The organism is Salmonella sp. 741265116_PST (assembly GCF_046567715.1).
In the GTDB taxonomy this organism is placed as follows: domain Bacteria; phylum Pseudomonadota; class Gammaproteobacteria; order Enterobacterales; family Enterobacteriaceae; genus Salmonella; species Salmonella enterica.
In genome coordinates, this window is sequence record NZ_JBKFPH010000003.1 from 57,446 (window position 1) to 82,044 (window position 24,599).

Here is a 24,599-nt window from a genome sequence, read left to right on the forward strand (position 1 = left end):
TACACTGAGCGCAAGTCGCGTTATTTAATCAAGGTGGGAGTCGTGGAATTGTTGTCTGAATATGGCTTATTTTTGGCAAAAATCGTCACCGTTGTGGTGGCCATTGCCGTCATTGTGCTGCTGATCGTGAATGCTACCCAACGCAAACGTCAGCGCGGCGAGCTGCGCGTGACCAATTTGAGCGAGCAGTATCAGGAGATGAAGGATGACCTTGCTGCGGCGTTGATGGATGGCCATCAGCAAAAACTGTGGCATAAAGCGCAGAAAAAAAAGCATAAGCAGGAGGCGAAAGCCGCTAAAGCAAAAGCGAAGCTGGGGGAGATTGCGACATCGGACAAACCGCGCGTATGGGTGATAGATTTCAAAGGCAGTATGGACGCTCACGAAGTTAATGCGTTGCGCGAAGAGGTCACGGCGGTGCTGGCAGTGGCGAAACCCGGCGATCGGGCGGTTGTGCGTCTGGAAAGCCCCGGTGGCGTTGTGCATGGCTATGGCCTGGCGGCATCGCAATTGCAGCGCCTGCGTGATAAAAATATTCCGCTGACCGTGACGGTGGATAAAGTCGCGGCAAGCGGAGGCTACATGATGGCCTGCGTGGCGGAAAAAATTATCGCGGCGCCGTTCGCTATTGTGGGGTCAATTGGTGTTGTCGCGCAAATCCCGAACTTTAACCGCTTTCTCAAAAGTAAAGACATTGATATTGAACTGCATACCGCAGGGCAGTACAAACGTACCCTGACATTGTTAGGCGAGAATACGGAAGAAGGGCGGCAGAAGTTTCGTGAAGATCTCAACGAAACGCACCATCTGTTCAAAGAGTTTGTGCAGCGGATGCGTCCGGCTCTGGACATTGAACAGGTCGCCACGGGCGAACACTGGTACGGTCAGCAGGCGCTGGAGAAAGGACTGGTTGATGAGATTAACACCAGCGATGAGGTTATTCTCGGCCTGATGGAAGGGCGCGAGGTGCTGAATGTGCGCTATATGCAGCGTAAAAAACTGATCGATCGTGTTACCGGCAGCGCGGCGGAAAGCGCGGATCGGCTGCTGCTGCGCTGGTGGCAGCGTGGACAAAAGCCGTTGATGTAAACCGCTATTGCCGGATGGCATTCAGCGCCATCCGGCATGGATTAATCCACCAGGTGATACTTCTCAGACAGCACATGCGCCAGGTGTTTAAACATGTTAAACACCGCGGTGCTTTTAGGGGTCGGTAACCCTTGCTCGTCTAAAAAGTAATCGCCGCTGAAAACCAGCACGCCATTTCTCTGCGTTACGCCGGTGGCGACAATACCTGCCATCGTGTCTTCATGTGCCCGAATAATTTTGTTGGCTTCAAGCAACAGTGTTTCGCGATCGATAGGTTGCGTCTCTTTATGCATTTTTTACTCCTTAAACAAGGAGATTAGTCTACTCTGAGCACTTCTGATGGGCAAATATTCTCACAGGAAATTGATGGATTTGTCATGTTGCGTTCACTGGCAAGATTTAGTTTTGCATGCTAATAAAGTTGCGTATCGAATTTTATCAGGTACAGTGTGACGCTTTCGTCAATCTGGCAACAGAATTGCTTGACATTCGACCAAAATTCCGTCGTGCTATAGCGCGTGTGTGCAAAAAAGCCTGTTAACTCAGTCACCTGAGGGTTACATTTCGTACACAAAGCCAGTACAAGGGGTTGATATCCGCAGACGCAGAGACCATATATCGTTGTCTCGTCGCCAGTGGAAGGTGAATCAACGTGCGACGCATTCCTGGAAGAATCAACTTAGGTAAAGGTGAATATGGGTAAAGCTCTTGTCATCGTTGAGTCCCCGGCAAAAGCCAAAACGATCAACAAGTATCTGGGTAATGACTACGTGGTGAAATCCAGCGTGGGTCATATCCGTGATTTGCCGACCAGTGGCTCAGCAGCTAAAAAGAGCGCCGACTCTACCTCCACCAAAACGGCTAAAAAGCCCAAAAAGGATGAACGTGGCGCTCTCGTCAACCGTATGGGGGTTGACCCGTGGCACAACTGGGATGCGCACTATGAAGTGCTGCCCGGTAAAGAGAAGGTCGTCTCTGAACTGAAACAGTTGGCGGAAAAAGCCGACCACATCTATCTCGCAACCGACCTTGACCGCGAAGGGGAAGCCATTGCATGGCACCTGCGGGAAGTGATCGGCGGCGATGACGCGCGCTACAGTCGCGTAGTCTTTAACGAAATAACCAAAAATGCCATTCGCCAGGCGTTTGAACAGCCGGGCGAGCTGAACATTAACAGGGTCAACGCCCAGCAAGCGCGCCGCTTTATGGACCGCGTGGTAGGCTATATGGTCTCGCCGCTGCTGTGGAAAAAGATTGCCCGAGGTTTGTCGGCAGGTCGCGTTCAGTCTGTCGCGGTCCGTCTGGTCGTTGAGCGCGAGCGCGAGATTAAAGCGTTTGTTCCGGAAGAGTTCTGGGAAATTGACGCCAATACGACGACGCCGTCTGGCGAGGCGCTACCGCTACAGGTCACGCATCAGAACGACAAGCCATTCCGTCCGGTAAATCGCGAGCAGACGCTTGCCGCCGTCAGCCTGCTGGAAAAAGCGCGCTATAGCGTACTGGAGCGTGAAGACAAACCGACCAGCAGCAAACCTGGCGCGCCGTTTATCACCTCCACGCTACAACAGGCGGCCAGCACCCGGCTGGGCTTTGGCGTGAAGAGAACCATGATGATGGCGCAGCGTCTGTATGAGGCGGGCTACATCACCTATATGCGTACAGACTCCACCAACCTGAGTCAGGATGCGGTCAACATGGTGCGCGGTTATATTGGCGATAATTTCGGCAAGAAATACCTGCCGGATAACCCGAACCAGTACGCCAGCAAAGAAAACTCTCAGGAAGCGCACGAAGCGATCCGTCCTTCCGACGTTGCTGTCATGGCGGAGTCGCTGAAAGACATGGAGGCTGACGCGCAGAAGTTGTATCAACTAATTTGGCGTCAGTTTGTTGCCTGTCAGATGACGCCAGCACAATATGACTCTACTACGCTTACCATTGGCGCAGGCGAGTTCCGCCTGAAAGCGCGTGGGCGTATTTTGCGCTTTGACGGCTGGACAAAAGTGATGCCGGCGCTGCGTAAAGGCGATGAAGATCGCACATTGCCTGCCGTGAATAAGGGCGATGCGCTGACGCTACTTGAATTGACGCCTGCTCAGCACTTTACTAAACCGCCAGCCCGTTTTAGCGAGGCTTCTCTGGTTAAAGAGCTTGAGAAGCGCGGTATTGGTCGTCCGTCTACCTATGCGTCGATTATCTCGACCATTCAGGATCGCGGCTATGTTCGCGTTGAAAACCGTCGTTTCTATGCGGAAAAAATGGGTGAAATCGTCACCGATCGGCTGGAAGAAAACTTCCGCGAATTGATGAACTACGATTTTACCGCGCAGATGGAAGATAGTCTGGATCAGGTTGCGAATCACCAGGCCGAGTGGAAAGCGGTACTGGATAACTTCTTCAGCGATTTTACTCAGCAGCTCGATAAAGCCGAGAAAGATCCGGAAGAAGGGGGGATGCGTCCTAACCAGATGGTGCTGACCAGCATCGACTGTCCAACCTGTGGCCGTAAAATGGGAATTCGTACTGCCAGTACGGGGGTTTTCCTTGGATGTTCAGGTTATGCGCTTGCGCCGAAAGAGCGTTGTAAAACGACCATTAACCTGGTGCCGGAAAATGAAGTTCTGAACGTGCTGGAAGGCGACGACGCCGAAACCAACGCCCTGCGCGCCAAACGTCGCTGTCAGAAGTGCGGTACGGCGATGGACAGCTATCTGATCGATCCGAAGCGTAAATTGCATGTGTGTGGTAATAACCCGACCTGTGACGGCTACGAGATTGAAGAAGGCGAGTTCCGCATCAAAGGGTATGACGGCCCGATCGTTGAGTGTGAGAAATGTGGTTCCGAAATGCACCTGAAAATGGGGCGTTTTGGTAAGTACATGGCCTGTACTAACGACGAATGTAAAAATACCCGTAAGATCTTGCGTAACGGCGAAGTTGCGCCGCCGAAGGAAGATCCTGTTCCATTACCGGAACTGCTGTGTGAAAAATCGGACGCGTACTTTGTGCTGCGCGATGGCGCCGCAGGGATATTCCTGGCGGCCAATACGTTCCCGAAATCACGCGAAACGCGCGCGCCATTAGTCGAGGAGCTTTACCGGTTCCGCGATCGTCTGCCGGAAAAACTGCGTTATCTGGCGGATGCGCCGCAGCAGGATCCGGAAGGCAATAAAACCGTTGTTCGCTTTAGCCGCAAAACAAAACAGCAGTACGTTGCGGCGGAAAAAGAGGGGAAGGCGACGGGATGGTCAGCGTTCTTCGTCGACGGCAAGTGGGTTGAAGGCAAGAAATAACCCCTGCCAGTCGCCACAATAGTCAATCGGGCCGCGTAAGCGGCCCTTTTTTATATCCCCTTCATATTTCAAGTGGCTTATGTGTTGGCTACGGATTACTCGGCCCATCCATGGGCCCCGCCCTGACGGGCCGTCGCACGCGACGTTCAAATTTGCTCCCGGCAGATTTGTCACTCACCCCAGTCACCTGGTTATCTATGCTCCTGAGAACTCACTCCCTTGTCGCCTTTAAGCAGCTCGAATTATTTTGGGTATAGCGGTCTTATTATTTTATCGCGCTGGCTATACAGTTCAGATATAAATGATATAGTGGTTATAGTTAACACCTTTTTTATTATTAAATCGTATTAGCAGCCCAATGATGTCTGCAGATAAACGATGGCCTGATGGCGCTAATCTGGATGATGTATTATGAAATTGCAGCAGCTTCGTTACATTGTTGAAGTGGTTAATCATAACCTTAACGTCTCCTCTACCGCTGAGGGGTTGTATACTTCTCAGCCGGGGATCAGCAAGCAGGTTAGGATGCTGGAAGATGAGCTTGGCATCCAGATTTTCGCCCGCAGCGGTAAGCATCTGACTCAGGTGACGCCCGCAGGTCAGGAGATTATTCGTATTGCGCGTGAGGTGCTTTCCAAAGTCGATGCCATTAAGTCGGTCGCCGGCGAGCACACCTGGCCGGATAAAGGCTCGCTCTATATTGCCACTACTCATACTCAGGCGCGTTACGCATTGCCAGGCGTGATTAAAGGCTTCATCGAGCGTTATCCGCGCGTTTCGCTGCATATGCACCAGGGGTCGCCAACGCAGATTGCGGAAGCGGTATCGAAAGGGAACGCCGATTTCGCGATTGCCACGGAAGCGCTGCATTTATATGACGATCTGGTGATGTTGCCATGCTATCACTGGAACCGTTCGATAGTGGTGACGCCGGATCATCCATTGGCGGCAACGTCTTCCGTAACGATCGAAGCGCTGGCGCAGTATCCGCTGGTGACGTATACCTTCGGCTTTACCGGGCGTTCCGAACTGGATACCGCTTTTAATCGCGCAGGATTAACGCCGCGGATCGTCTTTACTGCAACCGATGCGGATGTGATTAAAACGTATGTCAGGTTGGGGCTGGGCGTTGGTGTCATTGCCAGCATGGCGGTCGATCCGCTTGCCGATCCTGATTTAGTGCGGATTGACGCGCACGATATTTTTAGCCACAGCACCACAAAAATTGGTTTTCGCCGTAGTACTTTTTTACGCAGCTATATGTATGATTTTATCCAGCGTTTTGCGCCGCATCTGACGCGTGACGTGGTGGATACGGCGGTGGCGTTGCGTTCTAATGAAGAAATTGAAGCGATGTTTCAGGATATAAAGCTGCCTGAAAAGTAATAGCATCGTCGGTTTGTGTCGTAGTGGCATGGCAGACAAAGCCGCCTTTTGCAATATCCCTCGAAGTATTACGGGTAATGATCAGCAAAATAGTGTTGAATTACCCGTCCCGCCAGTTTCTTTTTCCAAATAGTTATCTTGAGTCAAAAGATTGATTTATTCACTGGCAACGATTCGTAAATTGACTGGATTTTTGACTAAAGTTTATTTAGGATTTGTCTCATCTGATGATTAATTGTACCGATTGTTTGGTGCTGAAATGATAAGTGATACCGATAGCATGAGGTTAGTAATGCCTTCTGAAAACCAGGAACCGCGCCGCGACCCTGAGCTCAAACGTAAAGCATGGCTGGCGGTTTTTGTGGGTTCTGCGTTGTTCTGGGTAGTGGTAGCGCTTGTTATCTGGCGTTGGTGGGGCTAAGTGAGCATGACGTCGGAACGCGAGCGCGTGGTCGCGCCCCCGATTCAATCTTGTGACGATGATAACACCCCGGATACGACCGTTTTTCGGTCTGTTCCGCAACACTGGACGCTCACACCGCAGCAGCGGGCATTTATTGATGCTTTTGCTGATGAGGTGTCACAAAAATAATATCCGTCTTTTTATTGGCGTTACTGTTTTATTAACGCTGTCTTATTACACCGCAGCAACCGTGTGCTGAGCGCCTCTCAGTATTGATTAAACACAGTTGGTGTCGCCTATGTTAACGTCAAATATAAAGTATTGGTCATGGACTGGCGCGTTTATATTATCGCTACTGTTCTGGGCCGAGTTAATCTGGATTGCCGTCTAATCTCGTCAAAGCCCGGTAATGCGTTATTTATCGGGCTTTTTCATCTTCGCTCCTCGCCTGTTAGGTTTCTCCTCTTTTAGCAATTTGGGTTGTTATCAAAACGTTACATTTTGTTTGTGTTATCTTTAATACAACCCTGTGGAGAATCAGGGTAACGCAACCCTGTCATTTAAGGAGGAGCTATGTCGTCAACCCTACGAGAAGCCAGTAAGGATACATTGCAGGCCAAAGATAAAACGTATCATTACTACAGTCTGCCGCTGGCTGCCAAATCCCTGGGCGATATCGGCCGTTTGCCCAAATCACTTAAAGTGTTACTGGAAAACCTGTTGCGCTGGCAGGACGGCGAGTCTGTGACTGATGAAGATATTCAGGCGCTGGCCGGTTGGCTTAAAAATGCCCATGCCGATCGTGAAATTGCCTGGCGGCCCGCCCGTGTTCTGATGCAGGACTTTACCGGCGTGCCTGCCGTTGTCGACCTGGCGGCGATGCGTGAAGCCGTTAAACGCCTTGGCGGCGATACGTCGAAAGTGAACCCGTTATCGCCGGTTGATCTGGTTATTGACCACTCTGTGACGGTCGATCATTTCGGCGATGACGATGCGTTTGAAGAAAACGTGCGGCTGGAAATGGAACGTAACCATGAGCGTTATATGTTCCTGAAATGGGGAAAGCAGGCATTCAGCCGTTTCAGCGTGGTGCCGCCCGGAACCGGCATTTGCCATCAGGTTAACCTGGAATACCTGGGTAAAGCCGTCTGGAGCGAATTACAGGACGGGGAGTGGATTGCTTACCCGGACTCGCTGGTGGGGACTGACTCCCATACGACCATGATTAATGGTCTGGGCGTATTGGGGTGGGGCGTGGGTGGTATTGAAGCAGAAGCGGCAATGCTTGGTCAGCTCGTGTCGATGCTTATCCCGGATGTCGTCGGCTTTAAGTTAACCGGTAAACTTCGGGAGGGAATCACCGCTACTGACCTGGTGCTCACCGTCACGCAAATGCTGCGTAAGCATGGCGTCGTGGGTAAATTTGTTGAATTTTATGGTGATGGTCTGGATTCGCTGCCGTTGGCGGATCGCGCGACCATCGCTAATATGTCGCCGGAATATGGCGCAACCTGTGGTTTCTTCCCTATTGACGCCATCACCCTGGAATATATGCGATTAAGCGGACGTAGCGACGATCTGGTCGAGCTGGTTGAAGCCTACGCGAAGGCGCAGGGAATGTGGCGTAATCCCGGAGACGAACCGGTATTTACCAGTACGCTGGAACTGGATATGGGCGATGTCGAGGCCAGCCTGGCCGGGCCGAAACGCCCGCAGGATCGCGTAGCGTTAGGCGATGTGCCGAAAGCCTTTGCCGCCAGCGCCGAGCTGGAGCTGAATACCGCGCAAAGAGATCGCCAGCCGGTTGACTATACGATGAACGGACAGCCATATCAGCTTCCGGATGGCGCTGTCGTCATTGCCGCCATCACCTCCTGCACGAATACCTCGAATCCCAGCGTGCTGATGGCGGCGGGATTACTGGCGAAAAAAGCAGTAACGCTGGGGTTGAAGCGTCAACCGTGGGTCAAGGCTTCTCTGGCGCCGGGGTCAAAAGTGGTATCTGACTATCTGGCGCAGGCCAAACTTACGCCTTATCTGGATGAGCTCGGTTTTAACCTGGTCGGTTATGGCTGTACGACCTGTATCGGGAACTCCGGTCCGTTGCCTGAGCCTATTGAGACCGCGATTAAAAAAGGCGATCTGACGGTAGGGGCCGTGCTTTCCGGTAACCGAAATTTTGAAGGGCGTATCCATCCGCTGGTGAAAACGAACTGGCTGGCGTCGCCGCCGCTGGTGGTCGCGTATGCGCTGGCCGGAAACATGAATATTAACCTCGCGACAGACCCGCTGGGGTACGATCGTAAAGGCGATCCGGTATACCTGAAGGATATCTGGCCTTCAGCGCAGGAAATTGCCCGCGCCGTTGAACTGGTATCATCGGATATGTTCCGTAAAGAGTATGCGGAAGTGTTTGAGGGCACGGAAGAATGGAAATCGATTCAGGTTGAATCTTCCGATACCTACGGCTGGCAGTCGGATTCAACCTATATTCGCCTGTCGCCTTTCTTTGATGAAATGCAGGTCCAGCCTGCGCCCGTCAAAGATATCCACGGCGCGCGTATCCTGGCGATGCTGGGCGATTCGGTAACGACCGACCATATTTCCCCGGCCGGCAGTATCAAGCCGGACAGTCCCGCCGGACGCTATCTGCAAAATCACGGCGTTGAGCGGAAGGATTTTAACTCTTATGGATCACGGCGCGGTAACCATGAAGTGATGATGCGCGGTACGTTCGCCAATATTCGTATTCGCAACGAAATGCTGCCCGGCGTCGAAGGTGGGATGACGCGGCATTTGCCGGGTACGGAAGCGATGTCGATTTATGATGCCGCGATGCTCTACCAGCAGGAAAAAACGCCGCTGGCGGTAATTGCCGGGAAAGAGTATGGGTCGGGATCGAGCCGTGACTGGGCGGCAAAAGGTCCGCGGCTGTTAGGTATTCGCGTGGTGATCGCCGAGTCGTTCGAACGTATCCACCGCTCAAACCTGATTGGGATGGGGATCCTGCCGCTGGAGTTTCCACAGGGCGTAACGCGTAAAACGCTGGGACTGACCGGGGAAGAGGTGATTGATATCGCGGATCTGCAAAATCTGCGCCCTGGCGCGACCATTCCGGTTATGTTAACGAGAGCGGACGGCAGCAAAGAAACGGTGCCTTGCCGCTGTCGCATTGATACCGCCACCGAGCTGACTTACTACCAGAATGACGGCATATTGCACTATGTCATTAGAAATATGCTGAACTAAAGCCGTTTATCGGGCCTGCCGTAAACAGGCAGGCCCGCGCTTTAATACCGGTGGCTTACTTACTTAGCAGGTGGCCCATTTTGGCCGCTTTAGTATCGAGATAATGCTCATTATTTGGATTACGACCCACAATGAGCGGAACGCGTTCCACGATATTAATTCCCGCCTCGGTCAGTATTTCGACTTTCTTCGGATTATTGGTCAGCAGGCGAACTTCATCCACGCCCAGTAATTTGAACATATCCGCGCACAGGGTGAAATCACGCTCATCGGCGGCAAAGCCGAGCTGATGATTGGCCTCCACCGTGTCATAGCCTTGATCCTGTAACGCATAAGCGCGAATTTTATTAAGCAGGCCGATATTGCGGCCTTCCTGACGGTGGTAAATCAGAATACCGCGTCCTTCTTCCGCAATATGCGTCAGCGCGGCTTCCAGTTGAAAACCACAATCACAGCGCAGACTAAAAAGCGCGTCCCCGGTAAGACATTCGGAATGAACGCGAGCCAGTACCGGCGTTTTACCTGAAATATCGCCAAAAACCAGCGCGGCATGGTCGTGTCCGGTTGCCAGTTCTTCAAATCCCACCATCAGAAAGTCACCCAATGGGGTTGGCAGTTTGGCTTCTGCCACACGTTTAAGCTGCATGTATTTCTCCAGATTATGCTGACGCCTGCGGTGTCGTCGCCTGTTGGCTTGTATCCCGCTATTTTGCCATAAGGCGGCGGTCATCACCTAATCACTACCACGTAATTGCTCAGGAATGGCACAAATTTGTCAATTTTCCAGTCCAGCGAGAATTTTCAGTTATGATTGTGATACTTACTTATAAAAGGAGCATCCATGCTTTCAATTGCGAGGCGCACCGCGGCAGGCGCCGCCCTGTTGCTTATCATGCCGCTTGCCGTATGGGTATCAGGCTGGCAGTGGCATCCAGGACATCAGGTCTGGTGGCTAAAAACGCTATTCTGGATAACGGAAACCGTGACCAAACCCTGGGGCGTTATCACGCATGTGATTCTTTGTGGATGGTTCTTATGGTGCCTGCGATTTCGCCTGCGCGCCGCCATTATGCTGTTTGCGATTCTCGGCGGGGCGATTATCGTCGGGCAGGGCGTGAAGTCATGGGTAAAGGAACGCGTACAGGAGCCGCGGCCATTTGTGGTCTGGCTTGAAAAAACACACCATATTCCCGTCGATGAGTTCTACACTTTAAAGCGTACAGAACGCGGACATTTAGTGAAAGAGCAGTTGGCCGGGCAACAGAACATCCCCGTTTTCCTGCGTCAGCACTGGCAAAAAGAGACGGGCTTTGCGTTTCCCTCCGGACACACCATGTTTGCAGCGAGCTGGGCGCTTTTGGCCGTGGGTCTGTTATGGCCGCGCAGACGGACTTTCACCATCGCGTTTTTGTTAGTCTGGGCGACCGGCGTAATGGGCAGCCGTTTGCTTCTGGGAATGCACTGGCCGCGAGATTTAGTGGTCGCCACGCTCATCTCCTGGCTATTAGTTACCCTGGCGACCTGGCTGGCGCAGCGAATTTGCGGGCCGCTTATGCCGCCTCGTGAAGAAGCGCAAGAAATTGCTGAACGCGAGCAGGAAAGCTGACAACGGTTGATTTTCTGACTATTGCCCTTAAATCATCTGATGGCGGGCGCATTTCCATTTCGCGCGAGGCGGGAAAATGGTAATTTAGAAGGCTGGATGCGGTAAGTTGGACACGATTTATTCGCGCAAACCACATAACGGGAAGTAATGTGAAATATTTACTCATTTTCTTACTGGTATTGGCGATTTTTGTTATTTCGGTGACGCTGGGCGCGCAGAATGATCAACAGGTGACGTTTAACTACCTGCTGGCGCAAGGGGAGTATCGTATCTCCACGTTGCTTGCTGTGTTGTTCGCCGTCGGTTTTGCGATTGGCTGGCTGATTTGCGGCCTGTTCTGGCTGCGGGTCCGCGTTTCCCTTGCCCGTGCTGAACGTAAAATTAAACGACTGGAAAACAAGCTTTCGCCAGCAACCGACGTTGCGGTCCCTGCCGATTCGTCGGTTGTAAAGGAATAATCATTTATGTTGGAGTTGTTATTTCTGCTGTTGCCTGTAGCCGCTGCCTATGGGTGGTATATGGGTCGCAGAAGTGCGCAACAAACAAAACAGGATGAAGCTAACCGCCTGTCGCGCGATTATGTCGCAGGGGTTAACTTCCTGCTGAGTAACCAACAAGATAAAGCGGTGGATCTGTTCCTCGATATGCTTAAAGAGGATACCGGCACCGTTGAGGCTCATCTCACTCTCGGTAATCTGTTTCGCTCACGCGGCGAAGTCGATCGCGCCATTCGTATTCATCAAACGCTCATGGAAAGCGCTTCATTGACCTATGAACAGCGTTTACTGGCTGTTCAGCAACTGGGGCGCGACTATATGGCCGCCGGTTTATATGACCGCGCGGAAGATATGTTTAACCAACTTACCGACGAAACGGAGTTTCGCGTAGGCGCGTTACAGCAGCTCTTGCAAATCTATCAGCTAACCAGCGACTGGCAAAAGGCGATCGAAGTAGCAGAACGGCTGGTGAAACTGGGCAAAGATAAACAGCGTATCGAAATCGCCCATTTTTACTGTGAGTTAGCGTTACAGCAGATGGGCAACGACGATATGGATCGCGCGATGGCGTTGCTGAAAAAAGGTGCCGCCGCAGATAAAAATAGCGCCCGGGTGTCTATCATGATGGGGCGCGTTTATATGGCGAGAGGGGATTACGCCAAAGCGGTCGAAAGCCTGCAACGTGTGATCGTTCAGGATAAAGAGCTGGTCAGCGAAACGCTGGAGATGCTGCAAACCTGTTATCAACAGCTCGGTAAAAATGCCGAGTGGGCGGAGTTTTTACGCCGCGCCGTAGAGGAGAATACCGGTGCTGGCGCTGAGTTAATGCTTGCCGATATTCTGGAAGCGCGTGAAGGTAGTGACGCAGCTCAAGTCTATATCACGCGTCAGCTACAGCGACATCCTACCATGCGGGTGTTCCATAAGCTGATGGATTACCATCTCAACGAGGCGGAAGAAGGGCGAGCGAAAGAAAGCCTGATGGTACTGCGTGATATGGTTGGCGAGCAGGTGCGCAGTAAACCGCGGTATCGTTGTCAGAAATGCGGTTTTACCGCCTATACCTTGTACTGGCACTGTCCGTCCTGCCGGGCATGGTCGACCATTAAACCTATTCGCGGACTTGATGGGCAGTAGTATATAAAAAAAAGCCTCACTTTAGTTACAACATACTTAATGACATAAAGAAAGCTAGAAACGACGCTGGCATCGGCAGCCAGGGCTTATCAGGTTGTCAATCGAACCTGTTAATTTCCCTGCGCCGCAGGTAGAATGCACGCCGTTTATCCAATTTGCGCCACTTCCGGTGCCCCTCATCAAGAAGGTCTGGTCATGACGTTTACTGCTTCATCTTCTTCCTGCGCTATTACTGAATCGCCTGTCGTTGTGGCGTTGGATTACCATGAACGCGATAAAGCCCTGGCGTTTGTCGACAAAATCGATCCTTGCGATTGTCGCTTAAAAGTGGGCAAAGAGATGTTCACGCTGTTTGGTCCACAGCTCGTTCGGGATCTCCAGCAACGTGGGTTTGATGTCTTTCTTGATCTAAAATTTCATGATATTCCCAACACCACGGCCCGGGCAGTCGCTGCAGCGGCAGACCTGGGCGTCTGGATGGTAAACGTTCACGCGTCTGGCGGGGCGAGAATGATGGCCGCAGCGCGCGACGCGCTGGTGCCATTCGGTAAAGATGCGCCGTTGCTCATTGCCGTGACCGTGTTGACCAGTATGGAAACCAGCGATCTGCGCGATCTGGGCGTGACGTTGTCACCGGCGGAACATGCGGAGCGGCTGGCGCGCCTGACGCAGCAATGCGGGCTGGATGGCGTGGTCTGTTCCGCTCAGGAAGCGGTCAGATTTAAACAGGCCTTTGGCGCTGCATTTAAGCTGGTGACGCCGGGCATTCGGCCCGCAGGCAGCGAGGCAGGCGACCAGCGACGCATTATGACGCCCGAACAGGCATTATCCGCCGGCGTCGACTATATGGTGATTGGCCGCCCGGTTACGCAATCGGTAGATCCGGCGCAAACGCTGAAGGATATTAACGCGTCACTGAAACGGGAGGCATAATGAGCGATTCCAATAGTCGTCTGGTTTATTCAACACAGACGGGGCGCATTGAAGAACCTAAAACGGCGCCGGTTCGTCCCAAAGGGGATGGTATCGTTCGCATTCAGCGTCAAACCAGTGGCCGTAAGGGTAAAGGCGTATGTTTGATTACCGGTATCGAGATGAATGATGCGGAATTAACCAAACTGGCGGCTGAACTGAAGAAAAAATGCGGCTGCGGCGGGGCAGTAAAAGAAGGGATTATTGAAATTCAGGGTGATAAACGCGACTTGATAAAATCATTGCTGGAAGCTAAAGGAATGAAAGTAAAATTAGCTGGCGGCTAATGAAAACGCCACGGTTGTAAATTACCGTGGCGTAAAAGTCAACTTTGTCTATTTTTGTAATCCTGACCTGAAAAGAATATACCCCAAATAATTCGAGTTGCTTAAAGGCGGCAAGGGAGTGAGTCCCCAGGAGCATAGATAACTATGTGACTGGGGTGAGTGAGCGTAGCCAACACATAAGCGACTTGAAGTATGAAGGGTATAAACGTATTATTTTGAGCCGTTCAATATTTAAACGTCTGGATTATTTTCCGACCTGGTGACCAATCACGCCGCCGACCGCCGCGCCGCCCAGGGTGCCTAATGTACTGCCGTCCGTTAACACTGCGCCGCCTAACGCCCCCGCACCTGCGCCAATAGCCGTGTTGCGATCGCGCTTGGACCAGTTTGAGCAGGCGCTCAGAGACATTGCTACAGTGATTGCCAGCACAGCAGCGGCCATTTTTTTGCTCGTCATAAACATAATACTCTCTCCTGAATTAACGATTCACGGAATTAAGCTCACTATAACTATAGTTAAAATAAAACCTGTTAAGAGATTTTCCGTAAAACCTGATTGCGCAGGGGTATATCACGCAGGTGATAGTCACTTCCTGTTATTTCGCTAATATTAATTTTACGACGTTACGCTCGTTACAACAGGTAAATAGTCTTAATTGGGATGTCAGAAAAGTCTTAGAGAGAGGATGGTTTGCCATAGGGCAAACCATCGGGAAATATTTTAAACGGATGAGCCAATAACATTGACCAGCAGCCCTGCATGTTCTAACTGCATTTGATCGCTGGCGGAAATTCTGGAATCCGTAATGACACGATGGAAGCGAGAGAGCGGGCCCAGGGGATAGGGATGCACACAGCCAAATTTAGAGCTGTCGGTGAGGACAATCGCTTCTGAGCCTTTTTCCAGAACAGCGTTAACCACATCCGATCGCATCATATCGCGTCCGGTAAAGCCGGTATCAGCCTGCCAGCCATCAATACCGATAAATGCTTTGCTGAAATGCACTTGATGGATAAACTGTCGCGTCAACGGTCCTACCATGCTTTCACTTTTTTTCTGATAGATTCCACCGAGGAGAATGACTTCGCAAGGGGTTTCTTTGAGTAGGTGCGCGATATAACTGCTCACGGTGATGATCGTGACATCTTTTTGTTCCGCCAGCGTCCGGGCCAATAGCGCATTGCTGCTGCCATTTTCAATAAAAACGGACTCCCCTGAACTGACCAGAGAGGCGGCGAACTCCGCCAGTCGGCGTTTTAGCGTGTAGTTCGTCATCATGCGAGTCTCTACGTCATCGCTCTCAAGCGAAACGGCGAAACCGTGCGCACGGCGTAAATAGCTCTGCTTTTCCAGGGTATTCAGATCCTGACGAATCGTGACTTCAGATACGCCGGTAATTTTCGCCAGTTCAGCAACGCTCATCTGGCCTTTATCAACTACCATTTGCAAAATTGATTGTTGTCGGGAGTTCATAGTATTAATTTTATACGTTAAGAGGAGTCAACAGACAGTCAGAGAGCCGGGAAGGGCTAGCGGCCATCCCGGACAAATAATCGCTATCAGATTTCCCAGGGCGACCCGGGAGCCTGGGATGGCGGGGTGCCGTCTTTAACCTGATCTAACAGCTCTGCTCTCAATATTTCAAGGTTATTGATGGCCGAGTGGTAATCGCCAGCAACAAGGATATCCAGCACGGTATCAATGCGTGCGGCAATTCGTTGTGCTTCGATATCAGACATGTTTGTTTGTCATCCTTAATGTCAGAAAAGGTTTGAATTCATGATGCAGAAATTAATCTGAAAAGAGAAGGGAAAAATAGGGTTACGCCTGCCTGCACAGGCTGTTTTCTCTATTATCGCCACCATTAACGCATTTTTTTCGTCTGATAACGTTTGTACCAGCGTTCAAAAGAAACGGCGGGCATAGGTTTGGCGAATAAAAAGCCCTGTCGTTCATTGACGCCGTTTTTTGTCAGGAAGGCATCTTCTTTAGCATTTTCTACGCCTTCGGCAATCACTTGTAAATTTAGCGCCTGAGCTACTGCGACAATCGCCCGAACCAGAGATTGCGACAGCGGTTGCTTATGGATATCTCTGACGAAAGCCTGATCCAGTTTAACGGCATCAATAGGGAACCGGGCGAGTTGAGAAAGCGAAGAATACCCGGTGCCAAAATCATCCAGATGAATCTGAGCGCCGAGCTGACTAAATTGCTGGATAACCGATAGCGCCAGCGTGTCGTTTTCAATCAGGCAGCTTTCTGTTAGCTCGACATCGATCGGGCAATACTCAAAATTCAGATCGTACAAAGCCTGTTTAAGCGCAGTAAAAAGCGTCTGGTCGGCCAGTTGTCGCGCCGAAAAGTTAACGGCTACGCGCAAGTTAATCCCTTTATCGCGCCATTTCGCAATCTGGCGAACCACATCCAGAATCACCCAGCGGCCCAGCGGGACGATGAGTCCTGACTCTTCGGCGTATGAGATGAACTCCAGCGGCGGAATTAATCCGCGTTCCGGCGATTGCCAGCGTACCAGCGCTTCTAGGCTACGTACTTCGCCGCGCCAGGTAATTTTGGGCTGATAGTGAATAAGTAACTGGTCGTTTTCCAGCGCTTTTCGCAGGTTTGTATCCAGCCAGTGATAGTCAAATACGCGCTGATTCATTTCCGGCGAAAAAACGCAAAACTGACCGCGGCCGCCTTCTTTGGCGTTATACATTGCGGTGTCGGCAGTGCGAATGAGACTTTCGCTGTCCTGTCCGTGCCGGGGGGCCAACGAAATGCCAATGGCGCATCCTGTGTAAACTTCAATGAGTCCAATACGAAACGGTTGCCGCAGACGGGTAAGGATTCGTGAGGCTACTGCTTCCAGCGCGGCCTGAGATGTATGGGCAGCGAGGACAATGAATTCATCTCCCCCCAGTCTGGCCAGCAATTGATCTTCCTCCAGACAACTCAACAGCGCCAGCGAAACGGCCTGTAAGAGCTGATCGCCAAACATATGCCCATAGGCGTCATTAATTTTCTTGAAGTTATCCAGATCGAGATAAACGATACCCACCTGCGACTCGCCAGCCGAGGCAATAGCATGATTAATAAATTCATGAATAGCATTGCGATTGGGCAGGCCGGTGACGGTGTCTGTATTCGCCAGTATGCGTAAACGCTCCTGAGCCAGCCTTTCTTCGGTGATATCCGTGCCTGCGCAGATCAGGAAAATTTCGTTTTTTCCGCTGCCGTTATGGACGAATTTATTACGAAATAAGAACAGGCGTTGGCCTTTACGGGTCTTTATCCAGCGTTCGATTTCATAGGCATTGCCATTGCGAAAAAAATTCTCAATGTAGTGCCGGGATGCAACCGCCTCCCGGCGACTCATAAATAATTTAAAGACGCTTTGACCCATTACGTCTCGCTCTTTTAAGCCCGTGTACTCTTCGCATAACCGATTAAATCGACAGATTTTTCCCCGACTATCCAGTATCGCAATGACTGAGTTGGCTTCTGATACGATTTGCTCGGCAAAAGAGAGCTCCTGCGCCTGCGTTGGCGCGACGGCAGGCGTATCAGGCCAGGTTGCCAGGCTGCCAGCCCATTCACGGTTATTAACCTTACGGCCTACCAGGTGCACTGCGGTAACCTGTTTTTCTATCAACAACGTTATCAGCAGACTGGACGTAATCGCCGTTATTTCCCGGATACGCCCGGCTTGTTCCGGCGATAGCTCGACCGTTTTTTCTGTATCCGTTTCACCTGTCGGGGAGAGATACAGCACGTTGCGGTCATCAGCCAGACGCCAGTGAGAGTGAAGGGGATTTAGCGCCGTTTGTTCCTGAATCTGTTTCATCATGCGTACCATCCCATTTAAGCGCCAGGTGCCTGAAAAGAAAGGTTAGCCATGTTATAAATAAGGGTAATTATGGCTGAACGTATTGTTTTATCTATGTATTCATATGTAATCCAGATTCTGGAAAAAGCATAGTCGCCAGCTAAAAATAACAAGAAATGGGGCGCTTGAATAAGATTAAACTTAGAGCATGACGGAAGGGAGAAGAAGAAAAGAAACGGCCTTTGCCTTCTCAGCAAAGGCCGTTGAGCGAGCTAAGCGTGGTTACGCTGCCGGTCGGGCAATAATGCTGCGGGTTTCCATGCGAACTTCCGCAATAGTGACATCAATGACATCCGTCACTTTATAAACCGTCTCACCTTTAATCTGTACCGTACCGTTTTCCTGGCTGCATACCAGTTCATCGCGAACGGCGTGCAGGAACGGGGCAGGGATAAAGGCGATAGCGCCGTTATCGACCAGTCGCACACGCATACCACCGCGGCTGACGTCAATAATTTCTGCCGCGAAACGGGTATTTGTTCCCGCCTTATCGTTAAGGAAGCGTGCATATAACCAGTCGCCGACATCGCGCTCAGCCATACGGTTCAGGCGGCGACGTTCCGCCATTTGCTGAGTGATATCTTCCTGCGGACGCGCAATAGCTTCCCCCTTGATGACCGCTTTCAGCAGGCGATGGTTAATCATATCGCCATACTTACGGATGGGAGAGGTCCAGGTGGCGTAAGCCTCAAGACCAAGACCGAAATGCGGCCCCGGCTCGGTGCTGATTTCCGCAAAAGACTGGAAGCGACGAATGCGGCTGTCAAGGAAACCGGAGGGCTGCGCATCCAGTTCGCGACGCAGTTTACAGAAGCCTTCCAGCGTCAGCACCTCTTCGGCATCGACATGCAGACCATGCGTTTTAAGCAGCGCGGCCAGCGCGTCGGCATTCGCGGGATCGAAGCCCGTATGTACGTTGTAAATACCGAAACCGAGCTTATCGCGCAGTACGCGCGCGGCGCAAAGGTTAGCGGCGATCATCGACTCTTCTACGATACGGTTAGCGATACGGCGCGGTTCCGCCACAATATCCAATACTTCGCCTTTTTCGCCAAGCACAAAGCGGTAATCCGGGCGGTCTTTAAAGACTAACGCATGATGATGACGCCACTCACTGCGGCTTAGACAAATACGGTGCAACAGACGAATCTGCTGGGCAATGCCTTCGTTATCCGGCTGCCAGGTGCCGTTATTTTCCAGCCAGTCGGAGACATTGTCGTACGCCAGCTTGGCCTTCGATTCGATCGTGGCCGCAAAAAAGGCGATATCATCGTCAATGGCACCGTCCGCGGCGATAATCATGCGACAGGCGAGCGCCGGACGCACTTCGTTGGCGAGCAGCGAGCACAGATCGTCAGACAGCTCACGCGGCAGCATAGGAATATTGAAGCCCGGCAGGTAGTTGGTGAAGGCGCGAATTTTCGCGGCGTTATCCAGCTTACTGCCTTCGGCAATCCAGGCGGTAGGATCGGCGATAGCCACCGTAAGCTGGAGTCTGCCGTCCGCTAATTCCTCAGCATAAAGCGCGTCATCCATATCCTCAGTGCTTGCGCTATCGATAGTGACGAAATTCAGCGCGGTCAGATCCTGACGCTCCAGCCCTTCGTCAAGCATCTCCGTCGCTACGCCGTTCGGCGCTTCTTTTTCCAGGTTGTGGCGGGCAAGCGTAACCCACCAGGGAACAAAGTGATCGTCGGCAAAGGTGATGTACTGCGTTAAATCGGCGTAAAACGAACGGTCGCCTTTAAGCGGATGGCGGCGCATTTCGGCAACCGCCCAGTCACCTTCTTTGAACTCATGCTGAACGCCGCGCGCGGCGCGGCAGGGAATCGCGTCTTTCAGCAACGGATGATCCGGCACGATGGACAGGCGGTCATTTTTACCCTGAACTTTTCCCACAAAGCGCGTCAGGAACGGTTCGATCAGTTCTTCCGGCTCGGCAGACTCCCGTTCTTTTTCCGTGTGAATGACCGCGACGATACGATCGCCATGCATCACTTTTTTCATCTGCGGCGGAGGAATGAAATAGCTTTTTTGCGCGTCAACTTCAAGGAAGCCAAAGCCTTTTTCCGTGGCTTTTACGACCCCTTCAGCGCGCGGCGTCTGGGAATGCAGTTGCTGTTTAAGCTGCGCTAGCAGCGGGTTGTCCTGAAACATATTCGTCTATTTTCGTAGCCAAAAGAGCGGCTGACAGTTTTACGCGATTCTGCCTGGCGCAGCAAGCGCTCTTTCAGTAATGGATGAGTTAATTGGTTTCGCCCAACGCGATTTTTAAACGATTTAACCATCCGCACACGCCGCACCAGCCTAACATATTAATGGCCTGCTCCGATGAAACTCCCCTGGTGAGTAGCGGGAAAAAATGCGCGGCGCTAAAGCGATCGGGCGCCCTGGTGAGCCATTGTATCGCCTGTGTCAGCGCAGGCTCAAGCTCCCAACGAGCGATATCGTCGTCTTCCTGGCGTAACGTGATAACAGCGCGGCGCCACGCGCCAGATTGGGTTGCCTGTTCGTTAAAGCAGGCGGCGCTGCCGTTGATACGTGATGTGAGGAGCGTGATAAGTGGAAGTAAAGAAGGGGGCAACGCGGTGTGTAATGTGCTGGTCAGTATGCGTTCGAGTAACGCGAATGAAGACGGATCGCGGATGAGTACCGGCGCCATCATTTGGCATTGTGAAGACGAATATTGCCGCCGAACTTTGGTATGGGCGGGAGGATATTCTACCAGACTGGCGGCGGGCCGCCATGTCGTCTGAGGGTTTTGAAACCGCGCGGCCCTGGCAAAGCGCTGCATCTCCTGGCCGGGCAGCTCGCGCACGGGCAGACGGCAAAACGCCTGAAATATCGCCGCTACCCGCGCCTGAAAACCGATAAACCCAATGATCTGATTGATGAGTACGGTATCCCGGGCGGTTAATCCCACCTCTGCAAGCTGTTCGCGGGCTCGCGTATTGATAACGGAGGGGGAGCCGGCAAGCTGACGAGCGTATTGCGTAATTTGCGCCCGCCGTTGATTGCTCTCTCTTGAGGCGTCAGGGCCAGGTAGTGGCGCCAGACGCGCGGCATAATAGCGGCACAAACGCTGAACTCCAAATACCTGAGCGGCGGTCAGGGCGGTGCTCATACGTTCATAGGCGCTAAACGTATGAAGCCGGTCGTTGAGAACCGTGCGGGGAAATAAGACATCCGCCAACTGGTGAGCTGGCTTTAACCATGATTCAAAAGGCGTCAACGCGGTTTCTGCTACCCTTAAATCCAGTAAAAAACGATCGTTAACATACGCGGGTTCCGGCATCAGCGAAAGCGGGGTTTGTGACGACATAGTGGATTGTGTTTCATGATACCAGTGGCTTTTACCCGCTTTTCGGCATTGTTCCATAGGGTTTCCCGAGGATGAAATGGCGATCGATAATGATTCGACGTCGGATCGTTTATGCTGGATTATCCTGGCGTATGCGGGAAAGGGATGAAAGATTGTTAGGTGATAACAAATATCAGAACGCTATATAACGAGATGAGCGGTGAGTGAGGGGAATGGGGCGGCACAGCCGTGCCGCCCGCTAATAAACTTAATGCGCTTACTTCAGTTCCAGTTCATTCATTGCCGCAATGCTGAACCCGCCGTCAACATGGACGACTTCGCCAGAAATGCCTGCCGAGAGATCGGAGCACAGAAACGCCGCTGAGTTACCCACATCTTCAATGGTCACGGTGCGACGAATTGGCGTAACGGCTTCACAATGCGCCAGCATTTTACGGAAGTCTTTAATACCGGACGCCGCCAGCGTGCGGATTGGACCCGCAGAGATGGCGTTGACGCGAACGCCTTCCGGTCCCATAGCATTTGCCATATAACGCACGTTAGCTTCCAGAGAGGCTTTCGCCAGACCCATGACATTGTAGTTCGGGATGGCGCGCTCCGCTCCCAGATAAGACAAGGTCAACAGCGCAGAACCCGGATTCAGCATGGCGCGGCAGGCTTTCGCCATGGCAACAAAGCTGTAAGAGCTAATATCGTGAGCGATTTTAAAGCCTTCGCGGGTAACCGCATTAACATAATCGCCGTCCAGTTGATCGCCAGGCGCGAAACCGATCGAGTGTACGAAACCGTCAAATTTCGGCCAAACGTTACCCAGCTCTGCAAACATAGCGTCAATGCTGGCATCTTCAGCGACATCACACGGTAAAACGATGCTGGAACCCAGCTGGGCAGCAAATTCTTCTACGCGGCCTTTCAGTTTGTCGTTCTGGTAGGTGAACGCCAGTTCAGCTCCTTCGCGGTGCATCGCCTGTGCGATACCGTAGGCGATGGACAGTTTACTGGCCACGCCAGTGACCAGAATGCGCTTACCGGAAAGAAAACCCATAGCTTTAATCCTTATAGTCATTGCTTATTTTTTGCTTTTACGAACAATGGTTAACAGCAACTTTTCAACATTATTCGAAATTAGTCTGAAATTATATCCCACTCCTGGCCCCGTGTGTCACGCTATTTTTCCGCTGCTATCTCCAGCAGGTGACGTTCTAAAACCACACGGTAACGAAGTCCCTGAGGATTTTGAGCGTTCCCCAGGGCCAAACAGGCAAATCAAAGAGTCTAATGGGACAGGCTCTACGGTGCAGTATACCAGCTAGTGTAAGGTTCGCCTCATCCAACCAGAGACACCGGGACGGACAGTAAGTACGATAGCGATGCGCCTTCCACCAGACAAATAAAGGTTCTGTAGGAAGCCAGAATATTCATCCGAATGGTTTTCCTCACCTATTAACGATGTCATGGACATGTAACTTTAACCAGCAAATGCTTAACAAAAATAATTTCTTTTTTAGGTGTTGTAGGTTTTCTCTATTTATTGATACAGAGTAATGCTGAATATGAAAATTTTTGGAAATCAGGTGATTGCAGTAGTTACAAATCGGGTTTTTATATGTTTGCATGTTTATTATAATAAATTTTAGAGGGGGTGATACATATGCCGTTTACATTTCATATCGGAAATCGTAGCTGCCAGATATCAGAAAGGTATTTAAGAGATATCATCGATAATAAAAGAGAGCATGTTTTTTCAACGTGTGAGAAATTTATAGATTTTTTCAGGAATATATTCACCAATCGAAGTTTGATTTCTGATTATAGAGAAATATATAATCTACTGTGCCAAAAAAAAGACCATTCCGATATTAAAGGGCCTTTCTCTCCGGGACCATTTTCGAAGCGAGATGACGACTGTACACGATGGCGACCCCTTCTTGGATATATTAAACTTATTGATGCCTCCAGACCTGAAACAAGAGATAAATATACTGTAGAGGTATTAGCATTTCAAGAGAATATGTTACTGCTAAAACTGTTTTACGATGGAATATTAGTGACCGAGACGGAGTGTTCTGAGCGTTGCGTCGATTTTTTAAAAGAAACGATGTTTAATTATAATACCGGGAAAATAACGCTTGCCGCTTTGGATAATGATAATCTGCCGCCGAACGAAGCAGGTAGTAATGGGATCTATGACACTTTTGAGCAACGTTTGATAGACTTCCTGACCACGCCCGCCACGGCGTCTGGTGATGAGAGCGGCGCTATTGATCAGACGGATACATCACAACCAGCGGCAATAGAGGCGTTTATTAACTCGTCGGAGTTTCAGAAAAATATTCGCATGACTGATATTGAAAAAAATAAAATAGGTAGCGGAAGTTATGGGACTGTTTATCTGTTAAATGATGACTTTGTTGTTAAGATTCCAATTAATGAGCGGGGAATAAATGTGGATGTTACCTCTTCAGAACATCGTAATTGTCATCCTGAGCGAGTCAGTAAGTATTTGAATATGGCCAATGGCGACAAGAATTTTTCTCGTTCGGCCATCATGAATATTAATGGTAAAGACGTTACGGTTTTAGTTTCAAAATATATTAAAGGTCAGGAGTTAGATGTTGAAGATGAAGATAACTATCGCATGGCGGAGGCACTTCTTAAATCCCGAGGGGTTTATATGCATGATATAAATATCTTAGGTAATATTCTGGTTAAAGAGGGGGTTCTTTTCTTTGTGGATGGCGATCAAATCGTGCTGTCACAAGAATCCCGGCAACAGCGAAGCGTTTCTCTTGCAACAGCACAACTGGAAGAGCAAATTAAGACCCATCACATGATAAAATTAAAGCGGGCCGAGACCGAAGGAAATGATGAAGATGTTGAATATTATAAGTCACTTATTACGGAGCTTGATGAATTAATCGGAGAGCAAACACAGGCACCTGCGCCAGGAAGACGTTTTAAACTAGCCGCACCTGAGGAAGGGACTCTTGTGGCTAAAGTATTAAAGGATGAATTAAAAAATAGCCTTTAGTTCCGTTCTTTTCTGCGAATCGCCGGGGGCTCATTCGCTACAGATTTACCGATCAACTATTAAGTAAGAGTTGCTATTCGCTTAAAGGTTGTTCGCGGGATCTGGACAGCCTGCAACGGAGATGCAACTCGCAACCAGGGTTGGCGATGCCGTGCTGCCATAGTGGGTGAAATGCCTCGTGATTACGCATTAACACTCACTCGCCTTGATTTCTCCTCTCTGCCAGGCAAGAAGAACCTGGCTTTACGGATGGTCTCATTCCGTCGTATTAGCATTGTTTGGCGTAGTATGTAAATTTCATTATAGCAAGAGAGGAACATTCTCAAAACATAAAATTAGCAAGTTATCATAAAGTTAACGTATATTGTTTTTTTCGATCATTTTTTATATATTGATCGTTTTTATTGATTGATTTGCGTTAAAAGCGCATTATCAGGGAG

Annotated in this window: 22 protein-coding genes and 2 pseudogenes; 13 read left to right on the forward strand and 11 right to left on the reverse strand. The window is 50.8% G+C overall.

Annotation, left to right across the window (positions count from 1 at the left end; genetic code table 11):
- The first annotated feature begins 42 nt into the window (after positions 1-42).
- Positions 43-1,089, forward strand: coding sequence for a protease SohB (gene sohB / locus ACLD11_RS03045; RefSeq protein WP_368371840.1), 1,047 nt, complete (start codon positions 43-45; stop codon positions 1,087-1,089).
- A 41-nt stretch (positions 1,090-1,130) separates the two neighbouring features.
- On the opposite strand, the gene ACLD11_RS03050 is transcribed toward sohB, so the two are convergent.
- Entirely contained in the window at positions 1,131-1,382 is a 252-nt protein-coding gene (locus ACLD11_RS03050; RefSeq protein WP_411014513.1) for a YciN family protein, read from the reverse strand.
- A 402-nt stretch (positions 1,383-1,784) separates the two neighbouring features.
- Between ACLD11_RS03050 and topA the strand changes: the two genes are divergently transcribed.
- The 6 genes from topA (at position 1,785) to acnA (ending at position 9,420) form a co-directional block, all read left to right on the forward strand.
- On the forward strand, positions 1,785-4,382 hold the full coding sequence (topA, locus tag ACLD11_RS03055) for a type I DNA topoisomerase (RefSeq protein WP_411014514.1): 2,598 nt from the start codon (positions 1,785-1,787) through the stop codon (positions 4,380-4,382).
- Positions 4,383-4,793: 411 nt separating this feature from the next.
- Positions 4,794-5,768 (forward strand): HTH-type transcriptional regulator CysB, encoded by a 975-nt coding sequence (cysB, locus tag ACLD11_RS03060; RefSeq protein WP_000776233.1) that lies wholly within the window; start codon positions 4,794-4,796, stop codon positions 5,766-5,768.
- Positions 5,769-6,048: 280 nt separating this feature from the next.
- A complete protein-coding gene (locus tag ACLD11_RS03065; RefSeq protein WP_411011335.1) occupies positions 6,049-6,189 on the forward strand; it encodes a YmiA family putative membrane protein in 141 nt (46 codons plus the stop codon).
- Positions 6,190-6,195: 6 nt separating this feature from the next.
- Positions 6,196-6,360, forward strand: a complete 165-nt coding sequence (locus tag ACLD11_RS03070; RefSeq protein ID WP_411014564.1) for a hypothetical protein — start codon at positions 6,196-6,198, stop codon at positions 6,358-6,360.
- A gap of 109 nt (positions 6,361-6,469) precedes the next feature.
- Positions 6,470-6,562 carry a small membrane protein YmiC gene (ymiC, locus tag ACLD11_RS03075; protein ID WP_223148964.1) on the forward strand — a complete coding sequence of 31 codons (93 nt, stop codon included), beginning with the start codon at positions 6,470-6,472 and terminating at the stop codon, positions 6,560-6,562.
- A gap of 182 nt (positions 6,563-6,744) precedes the next feature.
- Positions 6,745-9,420, forward strand: coding sequence for an aconitate hydratase AcnA (gene acnA / locus ACLD11_RS03080; protein WP_411014515.1), 2,676 nt, complete (start codon positions 6,745-6,747; stop codon positions 9,418-9,420).
- A 55-nt stretch (positions 9,421-9,475) separates the two neighbouring features.
- Here acnA and ribA read toward each other — a convergent pair whose 3' ends face one another.
- Positions 9,476-10,066 carry a GTP cyclohydrolase II gene (gene ribA, locus ACLD11_RS03085; protein ID WP_001176284.1) on the reverse strand — a complete coding sequence of 197 codons (591 nt, stop codon included), beginning with the start codon at positions 10,064-10,066 and terminating at the stop codon, positions 9,476-9,478.
- Between the two features lie 195 nt (positions 10,067-10,261).
- Here ribA and pgpB point away from each other — a divergent pair, with 195 nt between their 5' ends.
- From pgpB to yciH, 5 genes are all read left to right on the forward strand, one after another.
- A complete protein-coding gene (gene pgpB / locus ACLD11_RS03090) occupies positions 10,262-11,026 on the forward strand; it encodes a phosphatidylglycerophosphatase B (protein WP_183059646.1) in 765 nt (254 codons plus the stop codon).
- 149 nt (positions 11,027-11,175) lie between these two features.
- Positions 11,176-11,484: a LapA family protein gene (locus ACLD11_RS03095; RefSeq protein ID WP_000876301.1), complete on the forward strand. Its 309-nt coding sequence runs from the start codon at positions 11,176-11,178 to the stop codon at positions 11,482-11,484.
- A gap of 6 nt (positions 11,485-11,490) precedes the next feature.
- Positions 11,491-12,660 (forward strand): lipopolysaccharide assembly protein LapB, encoded by a 1,170-nt coding sequence (lapB, locus tag ACLD11_RS03100; protein ID WP_000891378.1) that lies wholly within the window; start codon positions 11,491-11,493, stop codon positions 12,658-12,660.
- A gap of 195 nt (positions 12,661-12,855) precedes the next feature.
- Positions 12,856-13,593 carry an orotidine-5'-phosphate decarboxylase gene (gene pyrF / locus ACLD11_RS03105; RefSeq protein WP_411011265.1) on the forward strand — a complete coding sequence of 246 codons (738 nt, stop codon included), beginning with the start codon at positions 12,856-12,858 and terminating at the stop codon, positions 13,591-13,593.
- Positions 13,593-13,919, forward strand: coding sequence for a stress response translation initiation inhibitor YciH (gene yciH, locus ACLD11_RS03110; RefSeq protein WP_001285199.1), 327 nt, complete (start codon positions 13,593-13,595; stop codon positions 13,917-13,919). The genes pyrF and yciH overlap by 1 nt, the downstream gene beginning before the upstream one ends.
- Positions 13,920-14,163: 244 nt before the next feature.
- Here yciH and osmB read toward each other — a convergent pair whose 3' ends face one another.
- The 9 genes and pseudogenes from osmB to ACLD11_RS03155 form a co-directional block, all read right to left on the reverse strand.
- On the reverse strand, positions 14,164-14,382 hold the full coding sequence (osmB, locus tag ACLD11_RS03115) for an osmotically-inducible lipoprotein OsmB (protein ID WP_000481166.1): 219 nt from the start codon (positions 14,380-14,382) through the stop codon (positions 14,164-14,166).
- A gap of 258 nt (positions 14,383-14,640) precedes the next feature.
- Positions 14,641-15,393, reverse strand: a complete 753-nt coding sequence (locus ACLD11_RS03120) for a DNA-binding transcriptional regulator YciT (RefSeq protein ID WP_127175450.1) — start codon at positions 15,391-15,393, stop codon at positions 14,641-14,643.
- Positions 15,394-15,479: 86 nt separating this feature from the next.
- Positions 15,480-15,659, reverse strand: coding sequence for a hypothetical protein (locus tag ACLD11_RS03125; RefSeq protein WP_080108322.1), 180 nt, complete (start codon positions 15,657-15,659; stop codon positions 15,480-15,482).
- 125 nt (positions 15,660-15,784) lie between these two features.
- Positions 15,785-17,767 carry a cyclic di-GMP phosphodiesterase gene (gene pdeR, locus ACLD11_RS03130; RefSeq protein WP_411014516.1) on the reverse strand — a complete coding sequence of 661 codons (1,983 nt, stop codon included), beginning with the start codon at positions 17,765-17,767 and terminating at the stop codon, positions 15,785-15,787.
- Between the two features lie 261 nt (positions 17,768-18,028).
- Positions 18,029-19,963 carry an exoribonuclease II gene (locus ACLD11_RS03135; RefSeq protein ID WP_411014517.1) on the reverse strand — a complete coding sequence of 645 codons (1,935 nt, stop codon included), beginning with the start codon at positions 19,961-19,963 and terminating at the stop codon, positions 18,029-18,031.
- A 244-nt stretch (positions 19,964-20,207) separates the two neighbouring features.
- A pseudogene (locus tag ACLD11_RS03140) lies at positions 20,208-21,185 on the reverse strand (CMD domain-containing protein); the annotation flags it as partial.
- A gap of 199 nt (positions 21,186-21,384) precedes the next feature.
- Entirely contained in the window at positions 21,385-22,173 is a 789-nt protein-coding gene (fabI, locus tag ACLD11_RS03145) for an enoyl-ACP reductase FabI (protein WP_000506498.1), read from the reverse strand.
- Positions 22,174-22,290: 117 nt separating this feature from the next.
- Positions 22,291-22,590: pseudogene (locus ACLD11_RS03150) on the reverse strand (hypothetical protein).
- Positions 22,565-22,744 carry a hypothetical protein gene (locus ACLD11_RS03155; protein WP_411014518.1) on the reverse strand — a complete coding sequence of 60 codons (180 nt, stop codon included), beginning with the start codon at positions 22,742-22,744 and terminating at the stop codon, positions 22,565-22,567. Before ACLD11_RS03155 ends, ACLD11_RS03150 begins: the two are co-directional and overlap by 26 nt.
- Positions 22,745-22,779: 35 nt before the next feature.
- Between ACLD11_RS03155 and steC the strand changes: the two genes are divergently transcribed.
- Positions 22,780-24,159: an SPI-2 type III secretion system effector kinase SteC gene (steC, locus tag ACLD11_RS03160; RefSeq protein ID WP_411011268.1), complete on the forward strand. Its 1,380-nt coding sequence runs from the start codon at positions 22,780-22,782 to the stop codon at positions 24,157-24,159.
- Positions 24,160-24,599 lie beyond the last annotated feature (440 nt).